Consider the following 12,657-nt stretch of genomic DNA (forward strand, 5'->3'; position numbering starts at 1 on the left):
GGGCGAGCGCGGCGAGTAAACCGGAGCGTACACGCAGTACGTGAGGGTTTCGGGCACCGCCCAGGGCCAAAATGGCAAGTAAAATCGCTCTATTGGGGTAGGTTCTTAACCCATCGCTAACCAACAAGGATGCGTCATGGCCCGCTTTTTACTCAGTCGTTTTCTGCAAACCCTGATAACGCTGGCGGTCATGTCGGTGCTGGTTTTCGCCGGCGTGTATCTGGTCGGCAACCCGGTGGATTTGCTGTTGGGCAGCAACGCCACCCCGGCCGAGCGCGAGGCGGTGATCCGCGCGTTCGGACTGGATAAAACCCTGTGGCAGCAGTACCTGCTGTTTGTGACCCACGCGCTGCAGGGCGATTTGGGCAACTCCTTCATTTTCAACCAACCGGCGCTACACCTGATTTTGCAACGCATGCCCGCCACGCTGGAACTGGCGCTGGTGGCGTTTCTGCTGTCGCTGCTGATCGGTATTCCGCTGGGGGTGTTCGCCGGCCTGCGTCCGGACAGCCTGGCGGCGAAATCGGTGATGACGGTGTCGATTCTGGGCTTTAGCCTGCCGACGTTCTGGATCGGCATGATGATGATCATGCTGTTCAGCGTGAAGCTGGGGTGGCTGCCGTCGTCGGGGCGGGGCGACACCGTGACGGTGGCGGGCGTGCCGCTGAGCCTGCTGACGTCGGACGGCTGGCAGCACCTGCTGCTGCCGGCGCTCAATCTGGCGTTGTTCAAGATTTCGCTGATTATCCGCCTGACCCGCGCCGGCGTGCGCGAGTGCCTGCAACAGGACTACGTGCGTTTTGCCCGCGCCAAGGGGCTGTCGGAGCGCCGCATCCTGTTTGTGCACGTGCTGAAAAATACGCTGATCCCGCTGATTACGGTGATTGGCCTGGAACTGGGCGCGCTGATCGCCTTTGCGGTGGTGACCGAAACCATTTACGCCTGGCCGGGGATGGGCAAACTGATTATCGACTCCATCGCGGTGCTGGATCGCCCGGTGATTCTGGCCTACCTGATGATGACGGTGGTGATGTTCAGTCTGATCAATCTGCTGGTGGACGTGCTGTACGCGGTGGTGGATCCGCGCATCCGGTTAGGAGGAGGGCAATGAGCATGTCGGGACGCTCGGTACATACCCCATCCGCCGCGCCGGCGGCGCGTTCGGCGCTGGCGCGTACCCTGTCGATGCTGTTTCATGACCGGCTGTCGCGGCTGGGGCTGTTTACGCTGACATTGATTGTGGCGCTGGTGCTGCTGGCGCCCTGGATTGCGCCACAGAATCCGTATGACCTGACCCAACTGATGATCATGGATAACCGCCTGCCGCCGGGTTCAACCGGCATGGGCGGGCTGACTTACTGGCTCGGCACCGACGATCAGGGCCGCGATTTGCTGAGCGCCATTCTCTACGGCACCCGCACCAGCCTGACAGTCGGCGTCAGCAGCGCGCTGGTGGCGCTGGTCATCGGCATGGCCGCCGGCATGTTGAGCGCCTGGCTGGGCGGCAAAACCGATGCGCTGCTGATGCGTATCGTCGATATCCAGCTCAGCTTTCCGCCCATTCTTATCGCCCTGATTCTGCTGGCGGTGCTGGGGCAGGGGGTGGACAAAATTATTCTGGCGCTGGTGATTACCCAGTGGGCGTACTACGCCCGCACCATTCGCGCCTCCGCTCTGCTGGAGAGCCGCCGTAATTATGTGGATGCGGCGCGCGGCATGGCGTTTTCCGCTCCGCGCATTCTGTTTCGCCATATGCTGCCCAACTGCCTGCCGCCGTTGATTGTGGTCGCCACCATGCGCATTGCGTACGCCATCATGCTGGAGGCGACGCTGTCGTTTCTCGGCATTGGCCTGCCGATTACCGAACCGTCGCTGGGGTTGTTGATCGCCAATGGGTTTGACTATCTGCTGTCCGGGGATTACTGGATCAGCCTGTTCCCCGGCGTAATGCTGCTGTTGCTGATTGTGGCGATTAACCTGATCGGCGACGCCCTGCGTGATGCGCTGAATACCAGACAAGAGGAGTGAGGCGTGAATCAGCCGGTGCTGCGCGTTGAACAACTGAACACCGCTTTTCGGGTCAACGGTGAGTGGCTGAAGGTGGTGCAGGATCTGTCGTTTGACATTGGCGAACGGGAAACCGTGGCGCTGGTGGGCGAGTCCGGCTCCGGCAAAAGCGTCACCGCGCTGTCCATCATGCGTCTGCTGGCCGGGCCGCAGGTGCGCACCACCGGACGGGTGCTGTTCGACGGCCGCGACCTGCTGGCGCTACCGGCCCGCGAGATGCAGCACATCCGCGGCAACCATATCGGCATGGTGTTTCAGGAGCCGATGACCAGCCTTAATCCGGTGCTGAAAATCGGCACCCAGATTACCGAAGTCTTGCGGCGCCATCGGGGAATGGACCACGCCGGCGCCCGGGCGGAAGCGGTGCGTCTGCTGGAAAAAGTGCGCATTCCCGCCGCCCGCTCCCGGCTGGACGAGTACCCGCTCAGCTTTTCCGGCGGTATGCGCCAGCGGGTGGTGATCGCCATCGCGCTGGCCTGCAATCCCCGCTTGCTGATTGTCGATGAACCGACCACGGCGCTGGATGTCACCATTCAGGCGCAAATTCTGGCGCTGATCAAAACGTTGCAGGACGAACAAGGCATGTCGATTCTGTTCATCACCCACGATATGGGGGTGGTGGCGGAAGTGGCCGACCGCACGATGGTGATGTACCACGGCGAAGGGGTGGAAATGGCGGATACCCGCCAGCTGTTTCGCGCGCCGCAGCACCCGTACAGCAAGACGCTGTTCTCCGCGGTGCCGCGACTGGGCGAAATGGCTGATAGCCGTCTGCCGCGACGGTTTGCATTGTTCGGGCAGTCCGCGGCGGCGAGCGAACCGCTGGCAGACACGGTAACGCCGGGAGAGCCGGTGCTGGCGGTGCGCGATCTGATCAAGCGTTTTGACGTGAAAAGTGGCTGGCTACGGCGGGTGACCGGCCGGGTGCATGCGGTGGAAAAAGTTTCTTTCAGCCTGCAACCGGGGGAAACCCTATCTCTGGTGGGGGAGTCCGGTTGCGGCAAGTCCACCACCGGGCGCGCGATTCTGCGGCTGCTGGAGCCGAATGGCGGCGCGGTGTCGTTGTGCGGCGAGAACATGCTGGCGGCCGGCGCGTCGACGCTGGCCGGGTTGCGGATGCGGGCGCAGATGATTTTTCAGGATCCCTACGACAGCCTCAACCCACGGCTGACCGTGGGCAGCGCGATCGCCGAACCGATGATCAGCCACGGCCTGGCGTCAGCGCGACAGGCGCCGCAAAAAGTGGCGGAACTGCTGGAAAAAGTGGGATTGCAGGCCGACATGGCCGACCGCTATCCGCATCAGTTTTCCGGCGGGCAGCGTCAGCGCTTATGCATCGCGCGGGCGCTGGCGCTCAATCCACAGGTGATTATCGCCGACGAAGCGGTGTCCGCGCTGGACATGACCGTCAAGGCGCAAATCGTCAACCTGCTGCTCGATTTGCAACAGCAACTGGGGCTGGCCTACCTGTTTATTTCTCACGACATGGCGGTAGTCGAGCGCATCAGCCATCGGGTGGCGGTGATGTATCAGGGCGAAATTGTGGAGATCGGCCCGCGTCAGGCGGTATTCAACGATCCGCAGCACCCGTATACCCGCCGCCTGCTGGCCGCCGTGCCGGTACCCGACCCGGAAAAGCGCGTGCTCAGATCGACGCAGGCCGATGAACTGCACAGCCCGCTGCGCCCGGCGGACTATCAGCCGCCGACGCGCCGTTATCAGCAGGTTGGCGACGGCCATCTGGTGCTAGTATCCTGAGCGATGGGCAGCGTGTGGCGCCTGCCATACGCTGGGATGAAGCATCGCACCGCCGGCATGAAGAGGGCTATCAGCATGAATCGCAGACGTTTTCTGACCGCCATTACCCTTTCTGCCGTCGCGCTGAAAACCGGGGGCGCGTTCGGTGTGCCGTTGCCGACGTCGCGTCCCCGCATCCCACTGTGGGATGGATTGCCGCCGGGCGGCGGCGGACCATCCGGCGCGCAGCGGTTGAGCGCCAGAGGCGCGCTCAGTCAGATCGCCGCCCCTTATCTTGAGGTGTTTCAGCCGGAAAAACCCAACGGTCAGGCCATACTGGTGGCGGCCGGCGGCGGCTATCAGCGTATCGAAATGGGTAAGGAGGCCTGGCCGGCAGCGGCCTGGCTGGCGGCGCAGGGCTATACCGCCTATGTGCTGGCGTACCGCTTGCCCGGCGAAGGCTGGCATGACGGCAACCGGGTGGCGTTACAGGATGCCCAGCGCGCGTTGCGCCTGATTCGTCATCGCGAGCAGCGTGTCGGCGTGTTGGGGTTTTCGGCGGGCGGGCATCTGGTGGGCATGGCGGCGCTCAGGCATGACGCCGCTTATGCGCCGCAGGATGCGCGTGATACCCTCCCGCTTCAGGTTGACCATGCCGCGCTGATCTACCCGGTGATTACGCTGGAAAAACCCTATCAGCACACCGCCACCCACCGGGAGCTGGTGGGGCGTAACGCCACGCCGGCGGCGGAAGCCGAATGGTCGGTACAGTCCTACGTGTCGCGGCGCTCGCCGCCGTTCTTTCTGGTGCAGGCGGACGATGATCCGGTGTCCGACCCGCACAATACCCTGATCATGGCGCAGGCCTGCCGACGTGCGCAGGTGCCGGTGGAGATGCGGCGTTACCCGGTCGGCGGGCACGGTTTTGGGTTGGGTGAGCCGGGCACGTCGGCAGCGGCCTGGCCGGCGGTCTACCTGAGCTGGCTGCGCCGTCAGGGGTAATGCGTCTTCGGCGGTTTTCGCCTGGTGCCCTACAGGATTTTTATTTCCCGCCGCGGAGAATTTACAGAAAATTTATCCCTGCCGGCCAATAATCAGCCCGACGTTAACTGGGGCCGGCAGGGTGGTCGCACTCAGCGCGGCTGATTATGCTCCTGCCTTGTCGACCCCGTCACTTATCTGATGAGGCTGATATCGTTATGCCATTACGCGTCATGAACGCCAACGTCGTTAGCGGACCATTTCCCGACCCGGTTGAGCGATGTTTTCGCGATGAAGTGGAAACCTACCTGAAGCACTATCCTGATACCGAACATGTCGACATCTACCTCCATGACCTGAATGGCTGCGTGCGCGGTAAACGTATGTCGGTCAGCACGCTGTTTTCTCTGGAACAAGGATGCTATTTCCCGTTGTCGGTGTATGCCATGAGTCTGGAAGGGCACGTCATCGAGCAGAGCGGATTGGGTAAACAGGTGGGCGAGCCGGACCGCTTGTGCCTGCCGGTCAGCGGCACGTTGCGGCCTTGCGCCAGCGATCCGGCGCGTCACGCCCAGTTGCTGTTGACCATGAAAAATGCGGATGGCGCCGCCTGCGAGCTGGAACCGCGCGTGGTATTGCAAAACCTGCTGCGCCGTTTTCATGACCGCGGCCTGTATCCGGTGGCGGCGGCCGAACTGGAGTTTTATCTGCGCGACCGCGAGCAGTCCGAACCATCGCTCTCCCAGCCTTCCCACTGTTTTCTGGTCGATGAGCCGGAACCGCATGTTTACCTCCTGGATGAGATTGAACAGCACGCCAGAATGCAGCGTCTGCCGCTGACCGGAATCGTCGCCGAAGCGGACGCCGGTCAGTACGAACTCAATTTGCAGCATAGCGACAGGGTGCTGGAGGCCTGCGAACAGGTGTTGACGTTGAAACGGATGACGCGACAACTGGCGGAAAAATTCAACCATGCGGCCTGTTTTATGGCTAAGCCGTACGCGCATCTGTCGGGCAGCGGCCTGCATGTGCACATCAGCTTGCAGGATAGGAACGGCATCAACCTGCTCGCCGGTGAACCGGGGCAGGCGCTCAGCGAGACGATGCGGCGATCGCTGGCGGGGATGATGGCGCTGATGCCGGCGTCGGTAGCGCTGCTGGCGCCGAATGTGAACGCGTTTCGCCGGTTGCGGCAGGGCGGACATGCGCCGCTCCACGCATCGTGGGGATACAACGATCGCACCGTGGCGCTGCGATTGCCCTGTGCGGATCGCGATAATCAGCGTATCGAGTATCGTCTGGCCGGCGCCGACGCCAATCCCTATCTGGTGATGGCGGCCCTGTTGAGCGGTATGTGGCACGGCCTTGAGCATGACCTGCCGCTTCCCGGCAAAGGGCGGCACGATGCGGTTCCGCTCGCGGAGCGCGTGGCGTTGCCGCGGTATCAGCAGGATGCGCTGGCGCTGTTTCGGCAGTGTTTGCCGCTGCAAGCGTTGCTTGGCCGCGAATTTAGCCAGCTGTGGCTGACGTGCAAAAACGCGGAGTTGAGCCATTTTGAGTCACGGGTGACCGAGGCGGAAAACGGGTGGCATTTATAGCGGCGTGCCCGGCGACAGGCGTGGCGGCCGTGACCCGGCGCACAAACCGCCACGCTGACCGTCTGCCGCAGGATTGTCGGGCTTGCGCCGCAGTCCACGATGCGTTACATCCTTCATTTTTATAACGTCAATAATACCGATAACGGTGCGCCGATCCGGGCATGGATAGGAGTTTTTCGCGTGGGAACCATAACGTCAAACGTCAACGGTAAGGCGGGCGTTGTCCGTCTTAGCCGCCATTCCCGGTGGATGCTGGGGGCGATCGCCGCCGGTCTCATCACGTCGGCGCAGGCCGGCGAATCGTTTTGTCTGGCGGTAAAAGCGCCGTCAAAATCCGCCCTGCTGTCGACCGCCTCCCGCCCGCCGTCGCCGCAACCGCAAGCGATACCGGTCATGCACACCGAAGGCACGCTGCCTCATCAGGGCATTTATGATATTTCCAACGCGGCCAAACGCGACTTCGGTTACATGCGCGATCTGGCGCTGGCGTGGCGCATGGCTGGGGATGCGGCGTCGCTGTCACGGCTGGCGGTCTATCTTGACGACTGGATCAAGACTTACCGCCTGAGCTTCAATCCTATTGATGAAACCGGCCTTGACGGGTTGATTGACGCCTATCAGCTGACCCGAAACGACCTGCCGGAGGCCACGCGGGAGCGTACCCGCCGTTTTCTGAACGACCTGACGACGGGGTATCTGCAACGGATGCAGGCGCATCAGCAGGATAAACGCGGCACCTGGAACAATAACTGGCAGAGTCACCGCGTCAAGCTGGTGACGATGGGGGCGGCCGCGCTGGACGATCCCCGCCTGATGGCGGCGGCGCAGCAGGCCTTTGTACGCCAGCTGAACGCCAATGTCCGCGCCGATGGCGAAGTGCTGGATTTCAGCCAGCGCGATGCGCTGCACTATGTGGTGTATAGCCTGGAACCGCTGGTGCGCGCCGCGCTGGCCGCTCGCACGCAGGGGCATGACTGGCTTGATTTGAAAGGCCGTGACGGACAAAGTCTGCGCGCCGCGCTGGCGTGGCTCAAACCTTACGCCGACGGCGTGAAGACTCACGAAGAATTTGCCCGCACCACGGTGCGTTTTGATATCGAGCGTCGGCAGGCCGGCGTGCCGGGATTCGACGGATTATGGCCGGCCAAAACCGCGTCCGCCCTGTACTGGTCGGCCAGCCTGCTGGATGAGCGCTACCTGGAGATTGCCCGCAAACTCAATGCTACGCCGCCCCGATGGCTGTGGGCGGCGGCATCGTGCCGGTAAGACGCCGGAATCGCCGGCGCCTTTGCGTGTTGACTGAAAGGATTAGCCAGCCAGTAACTGGCCGTAGCGGACGAGGTCGACGTTACCGCCGCTGATGATCACGCCGACGCGTTTCCCCCGCAGTTCGTGCTGGCAGGCGCGGGCGGCGGCGAAACCGAGGCAGCCGGTCGGTTCCACCACCATTTTCATCCGCTCGGCGAAAAAGCGCATTGCCGCGACCAGTTCATCATCACTGACGGTCAGAACGTCATCCACGTTGGCGCGAATCAGCGCGAACGTATATTGGCCCAGATACTGCGTCTGAGCGCCGTCGGCGAGGGTGTTGGGCGTATCGATACGCACGATGCGGCCGGAACGAAAGGACTGCTGGCCGTCGTTGCCGGCTTCAGGTTCGACACCGTACACCCGGCAGCCGGGCGACAGCCGCCGTGCCGACAGCGCCGAACCGGACAGCAGCCCGCCGCCGCCCAGACAGACAAACAGCGCATCCAGCTCGCCGACCTCTTCAAACAACTCTTTGGCCGCGGTTCCCTGACCGGCGATGACCTGCGGATGGTCGTAGGGTGGGATCAGCGTCATACCGTGCTGTTGCGCCAGCTCGCGGCCGATAGCCTCACGGTCCTCCGTGTAGCGGTCATAAGTAACCACCTGCGCGCCGTACCCTTTGGTGGCGGCGACTTTGGCGGCGGGGGCGTCCTGCGGCATGACGATGGTGGCCGGAATGCCCAGCAATCTTGCCGACAGAGCGATCGCCTGTGCGTGGTTGCCGGAAGAGAAGGCCACCACGCCGGCGGCTTTCTGTTCATCGGTGAATTGCAACAACGCGTTCATCGCGCCGCGAAATTTGAACGCGCCCATGCGCTGAAAGTTTTCGCATTTGAAGTAAAGTTCCGCGCCGAACACATCGTTGACGGTACGGGAGGTGAGAACCGGCGTGCGGTGGGCATAACCAGCAATCCGGTCGCTGGCGGCGGCGACGTCGTCATAAGTAGGCAGAACAATCGGGTTCATGGCGGTACCTGTGTAAACGATTTATCCAGTTTTAAACAAAATGTCTTATTTTTTATAGCCTGTATTTTGGGCGTTGCCAACCGTTTTTAGCGGGCTGACGGCGTTGCCCGGCCGGATGAGGTCCGGGCCGAATTTGACATATTGTCTATTTGTAAATAGTTTATCCAAAAATGAGTCGATGAAAGGATAAACGCGATGACGCATCTGCCTGATTCGCTACTGTTTGAGCAGCTTGGCACCATTGCGGAAGGGCTGGGAGAGACGTTCGCGCCGTTCTGCGAAGTGGTGATCCACGATCTGAAAAACCCGGAACACGCCATTCTGGCTATCTACAACAACCTGTCCGGGCGGGAAGTGGGGCAACCGGCGACCGAACTGGGGCTGGCGCGTATCGCATCGCCGGAATTTCCCCGTATCGTGGCGAATTACGCCAACCAGTTCGCCGATGGTCGGCCGGTGAAAAGCACCTCGATCGGCATCAAGGACGCCAGCGGCGAGTATGTCGCGTCGCTGTGTCTCAATGTCGATATGACGCTGTTTCGCGGCATTCAGCATGCATTCGCCCGCTTCAATCAGGTCAGTGCCGGCGTGCTTAACGAAAGCCTGGAACCGTCTGGTTCCGAAGCGATTCGTCAGCGCATCGATCGGTTTGCGGCGCGTCTGGCGACCACGCCGCGCGCGCTTAAAGCGCCGGAACGGCGCCAGCTGATCCAGGAACTGCGGGAAAATGGCTTGCTCGACGTGAAAAAATCCATGGAAACCATCGCCCAGCACCTGGGGATTTCTCGCGCCTCGGTTTACAGCTATGCCAAATAATCTCCGCGCGGCCAAATAATCCTCACCGGGCCGGATAATCGCGGCCCTGTCGGCAAACGCGGTTCGCCCACCGCCTTTGCCGATGATGCGTGGGCGAGGTTAAGGCCAGACGTTAAGGTCAAAAGCGCCTGGGGCGCGCCGTGTTCTCTTTACAGCATCGGCTGACCGTGAGCGCGATAACGAAAAAGAGTCCGCTGATCGCAATAAAAAGCCCCCAGAACCAGGGGACGATGTCACGAGAATGGAAATAGTCGAAAAGGATGCCGTTCAGGGTATAGCCGAGGCCGACGCCAGTCATCGAAAATAACCCCAGTAAGCCCATGACGGTGCCGTTGGCGTTTGCCGGCGCACGGGTTATTGCCTGAGCGTCTATCATTACCGTGAAAAATACCTCGGCAATGCTGAAGAAAAATATTCCAATGGCGTAAAAAACCAGTTGCAACGGGGAGTCTATTAATGACGAAATAGCAATCAAAATAAAGGCGACGGAAAAAACCAGAAAACCATAGGAAAGCTCAAGAGCGACTGTTTTTACTCTGCTGATAATAAACAGGTTTGAAAAAATTACGGTGATCGCGTTAATGGTAAATGTCATTCCGGATGCCAGTAATGAAATATTCAGAGAGGAATAAAGCGGAAAGACCAGTTCGAGAAAGGTATAGAAATAAAAAAAGCATAATTGCATTAAAAATAACGGCCGGATATTGACCTGTCGAAGCATTGAGAGCCATTGCCAGGGCGATGCCCGTTCGCGATCGTTATGATAACTGCGGAAATTGGATAACGTAATCAGGTAGATTATCGCGACTACCACCAGACAGACAGCGTTGGCGTAGCACAGAAAAGCGAAATCGTAACCGATCATCAGGTAACCAAATAGCGGACCAAATGCCACCCCCATGTTGATCGCCAGACCGATAGACGCGAAGGCTTTCATGTCGCTGTCAATCAGTTCAAGCATGGCTTTCTTGCTGGCTATCATGCCGCATGCCAGACCGACGCCGTTGATCAACGCGGACGCGACCAGCCCGGCAAAGGTATGGGCATCCGCCAGCAGGATTAACCCGATGATACGTAAGGCAATGCCCAGCAGCGCCACCTTTTTGGCGCCGATGTTGTCGGCCATCATGCCGGCGGGCAAGGTGAGCCCTTTTTCAAGGGTGGCGCGTAGCATCAGTAATAGCGAAACCTGAAATACGCTCATCCCCAGGGTCTGGTATAAATACACAACGTAATAGGGGATAATAAAAAATGACGATAATACGGATAAGAATGTCCCTGATAGCAAAAACCAGGATTTATTGTGCAGTAATACATTTTTTGTGAATAAAAACTTCATTATGGATAACCCTGTGATTTTCAAATCTGTGGAAATTTTCTAATCTATGGAATGACTTCCAATGTATGGCATTATTTCAATCTATATGACGCCAGACAGCGGCGATAATATAGATGGAGAATGTGGTGCATGAGCGTAAACGACGGAGTATTTCATGCTCTGGGATTTCTCTTATTCATTTAAGCTTTTTGTTAAATCCTGTTCTCGGGTGTTTTTAAATGTGACCTTATTTATAAAGTTAATAACAGTGACGGCGCGGATGCCGCTGCGAGGTCTTTTTTCCGATAACCGTGGCGATAAATAGCCGCGCTTATCGACTTTCTGGCCGGGCGGCGAGAAAGGTTGTTATTTAACCCTTTCCAGCGTGCGCGTTTTGTCATGCGCCGTCCCGACGGTTTGTGCGTCGCGCGGGCAGTTTGCCGGCAAAATGGATCAGCGCCTCGTGGTTAAACCGCGGCAGACGTTATGTCAATGACGCGTTTTAACCACTGCTCACAGGATGCGGAACAATTGTCACAGGAAAATGGTGGATAAATGACCGGTGGTCTATGCTTTTTAAAACAGGAAGATGCGACGGATGACGTGAGACACATATTTTTCTTTTTGATGGTGTATAAGAAGTAAGAGCTATTTGAAGCGCGCCAGCGATCGCGTAGAGTGAGGTGGCAGGGTATTGCCCTGATTTGCCTGCATTACTGATGTTGCCTTGTAACCACACAATTAATAATTATTTGCATTGAGGACAGAATGGATAAATTTCAAAGAGAGATTGAGGAGAGAACCAATCTTACCTCATCCAACAAGTTTGAATTGTTATTGTTCCGTTTAGGGTCGGCTACCGGTGAGGGGCCATCCGAGCTGTTCGGCATCAATGTGTTCAAGCTTCGTGAAATCGTTCCGATGCCAACCTTGACCAAGGCTGCGGGTATGACACCGCCGATGCTTGGCATGATTAATATTCGCGGGCAGATTATTCCCGTTATCGATCTTCCGGCGGTAGTGGGATGTGCTGCGAGTACCGGCCGCAATATCCTGCTGGTGACGGAATATGCACGCAGCACTCAGGCTTTTGCGGTCGAATCCGTTGATGACATTGTTCGTCTGGATTGGAGTCAGGTAAATACCGCCGAAGCAGGCGTCAGCAATACCTATATTACCAGTATTGCGCGTCTGGACAGCGATCCATCGAGTAACCGTCTGGCGCTGGTGCTGGATGTCGAACAGATTCTGCACGACATTATTCCGACCGAGCGCGAGATTAAGATTGAAAGCGTAGAAGCCAAAACCTTCAAACTGAAGCCCGGTGCGGTGGCGATTGTAGCCGAAGACTCCAAAGTCGCGCGAACGATGCTCGAAACGGGGCTGAAGGTGATGAATATTCCGTACATCATGCATATCACCGGGTTGGAAGCCTGGAACAAGATCAAGGCAATGGCGCAGGAAGCACAGGCGGAAGGTCGGCCGATTTCGGACAAGATTGCCTTTGTGCTGACCGATCTGGAAATGCCGGAGATGGATGGTTTTACACTGACGCGTAATATCAAACGTGATGATACGCTCAAGAGCATTCCCGTTATTATCCACTCTTCACTGTCCGGCACCGCGAACGAAGACCATGTGCGTAACGTGGGCGCGGATTCGTATGTAGCGAAATTCGAAATCAATGAACTGGCCGCCGCGATTCACAGCGTGGTGGACAAAAAAGTCCCTTCCTCCAAGTGATGTAATCGGTTCTCCACAGCCCTGACCTGTCCGGTCAGGGCTGACAGCGTAACCGCCCGGACTGTTTTCCTGAATGACCAATAACCTCCGCAGACGGTAATCCCCGCTGGTACCGTATTG

Annotated in this window: 10 protein-coding genes; 8 read left to right on the plus strand and 2 right to left on the minus strand. The window is 58.7% G+C overall.

The window, feature by feature from the left end; translation table 11 throughout:
- Positions 1-136 precede the first annotated feature (136 nt).
- The 6 genes from DXXMK7_RS08010 to DXXMK7_RS08035 all read left to right on the plus strand — a co-directional run bounded on the left by DXXMK7_RS08010 (position 137) and on the right by DXXMK7_RS08035 (position 7,649).
- Positions 137-1,111, plus strand: a complete 975-nt coding sequence (locus DXXMK7_RS08010) for an ABC transporter permease (RefSeq protein WP_038659970.1) — start codon at positions 137-139, stop codon at positions 1,109-1,111.
- The gene (locus DXXMK7_RS08015) at positions 1,108-2,028 is read left to right on the plus strand and encodes an ABC transporter permease (protein WP_082202669.1); all 921 of its coding nucleotides are present in this window, start codon (positions 1,108-1,110) and stop codon (positions 2,026-2,028) included. Before DXXMK7_RS08010 ends, DXXMK7_RS08015 begins: the two co-directional genes overlap by 4 nt.
- A 3-nt stretch (positions 2,029-2,031) precedes the next feature.
- Positions 2,032-3,825: an ABC transporter ATP-binding protein gene (locus tag DXXMK7_RS08020; protein WP_038918624.1), complete on the plus strand. Its 1,794-nt coding sequence runs from the start codon at positions 2,032-2,034 to the stop codon at positions 3,823-3,825.
- A gap of 75 nt (positions 3,826-3,900) precedes the next feature.
- Positions 3,901-4,806 (plus strand): alpha/beta hydrolase, encoded by a 906-nt coding sequence (locus tag DXXMK7_RS08025; protein ID WP_038920910.1) that lies wholly within the window; start codon positions 3,901-3,903, stop codon positions 4,804-4,806.
- 197 nt (positions 4,807-5,003) lie between these two features.
- A complete protein-coding gene (locus tag DXXMK7_RS08030; protein ID WP_038918625.1) occupies positions 5,004-6,383 on the plus strand; it encodes a glutamine synthetase family protein in 1,380 nt (459 codons plus the stop codon).
- 180 nt (positions 6,384-6,563) lie between these two features.
- Positions 6,564-7,649, plus strand: coding sequence for an alginate lyase family protein (locus tag DXXMK7_RS08035; protein WP_231348857.1), 1,086 nt, complete (start codon positions 6,564-6,566; stop codon positions 7,647-7,649).
- Positions 7,650-7,691: 42 nt separating this feature from the next.
- On the opposite strand, the gene DXXMK7_RS08040 is transcribed toward DXXMK7_RS08035, so the two are convergent.
- Positions 7,692-8,660 (minus strand): threo-3-hydroxy-L-aspartate ammonia-lyase, encoded by a 969-nt coding sequence (locus tag DXXMK7_RS08040; protein WP_038918626.1) that lies wholly within the window; start codon positions 8,658-8,660, stop codon positions 7,692-7,694.
- Positions 8,661-8,855: 195 nt separating this feature from the next.
- Between DXXMK7_RS08040 and DXXMK7_RS08045 the strand changes: the two genes are divergently transcribed.
- Positions 8,856-9,476 carry a transcriptional regulator gene (locus DXXMK7_RS08045; protein ID WP_038918627.1) on the plus strand — a complete coding sequence of 207 codons (621 nt, stop codon included), beginning with the start codon at positions 8,856-8,858 and terminating at the stop codon, positions 9,474-9,476.
- Positions 9,477-9,594: 118 nt separating this feature from the next.
- On the opposite strand, the gene DXXMK7_RS08050 is transcribed toward DXXMK7_RS08045, so the two are convergent.
- A complete protein-coding gene (locus tag DXXMK7_RS08050) occupies positions 9,595-10,815 on the minus strand; it encodes an MFS transporter (RefSeq protein ID WP_038918628.1) in 1,221 nt (406 codons plus the stop codon).
- Between the two features lie 747 nt (positions 10,816-11,562).
- Here DXXMK7_RS08050 and DXXMK7_RS08055 point away from each other — a divergent pair.
- Positions 11,563-12,537 carry a chemotaxis protein gene (locus DXXMK7_RS08055; protein ID WP_038918629.1) on the plus strand — a complete coding sequence of 325 codons (975 nt, stop codon included), beginning with the start codon at positions 11,563-11,565 and terminating at the stop codon, positions 12,535-12,537.
- Positions 12,538-12,657: the final 120 nt, after the last annotated feature.

This window comes from Dickeya sp. MK7, from assembly GCF_000406305.1.
Classification (GTDB): domain Bacteria; phylum Pseudomonadota; class Gammaproteobacteria; order Enterobacterales; family Enterobacteriaceae; genus Dickeya; species Dickeya fangzhongdai.

What these genes read in the sequence shown, in the direction of transcription:
- DXXMK7_RS08010 (WP_038659970.1), top strand. Translation starts at nt 137, where the DNA reads ATGGCCCGCTTTTTACTCAGTCGTTTTCTGCAAACCCTGATAACGCTG.
- DXXMK7_RS08015 (WP_082202669.1), top strand. Translation starts at nt 1,108, where the DNA reads ATGAGCATGTCGGGACGCTCGGTACATACCCCATCCGCCGCGCCGGCG.
- DXXMK7_RS08025 (WP_038920910.1), top strand. Translation starts at nt 3,901, where the DNA reads ATGAATCGCAGACGTTTTCTGACCGCCATTACCCTTTCTGCCGTCGCG.
- DXXMK7_RS08030 (WP_038918625.1), top strand. Translation starts at nt 5,004, where the DNA reads ATGCCATTACGCGTCATGAACGCCAACGTCGTTAGCGGACCATTTCCC.
- DXXMK7_RS08040 (WP_038918626.1), bottom strand. Translation starts at nt 8,660, where the DNA reads ATGAACCCGATTGTTCTGCCTACTTATGACGACGTCGCCGCCGCCAGC.
- DXXMK7_RS08045 (WP_038918627.1), top strand. Translation starts at nt 8,856, where the DNA reads ATGACGCATCTGCCTGATTCGCTACTGTTTGAGCAGCTTGGCACCATT.
- DXXMK7_RS08050 (WP_038918628.1), bottom strand. Translation starts at nt 10,815, where the DNA reads ATGAAGTTTTTATTCACAAAAAATGTATTACTGCACAATAAATCCTGG.
- DXXMK7_RS08055 (WP_038918629.1), top strand. Translation starts at nt 11,563, where the DNA reads ATGGATAAATTTCAAAGAGAGATTGAGGAGAGAACCAATCTTACCTCA.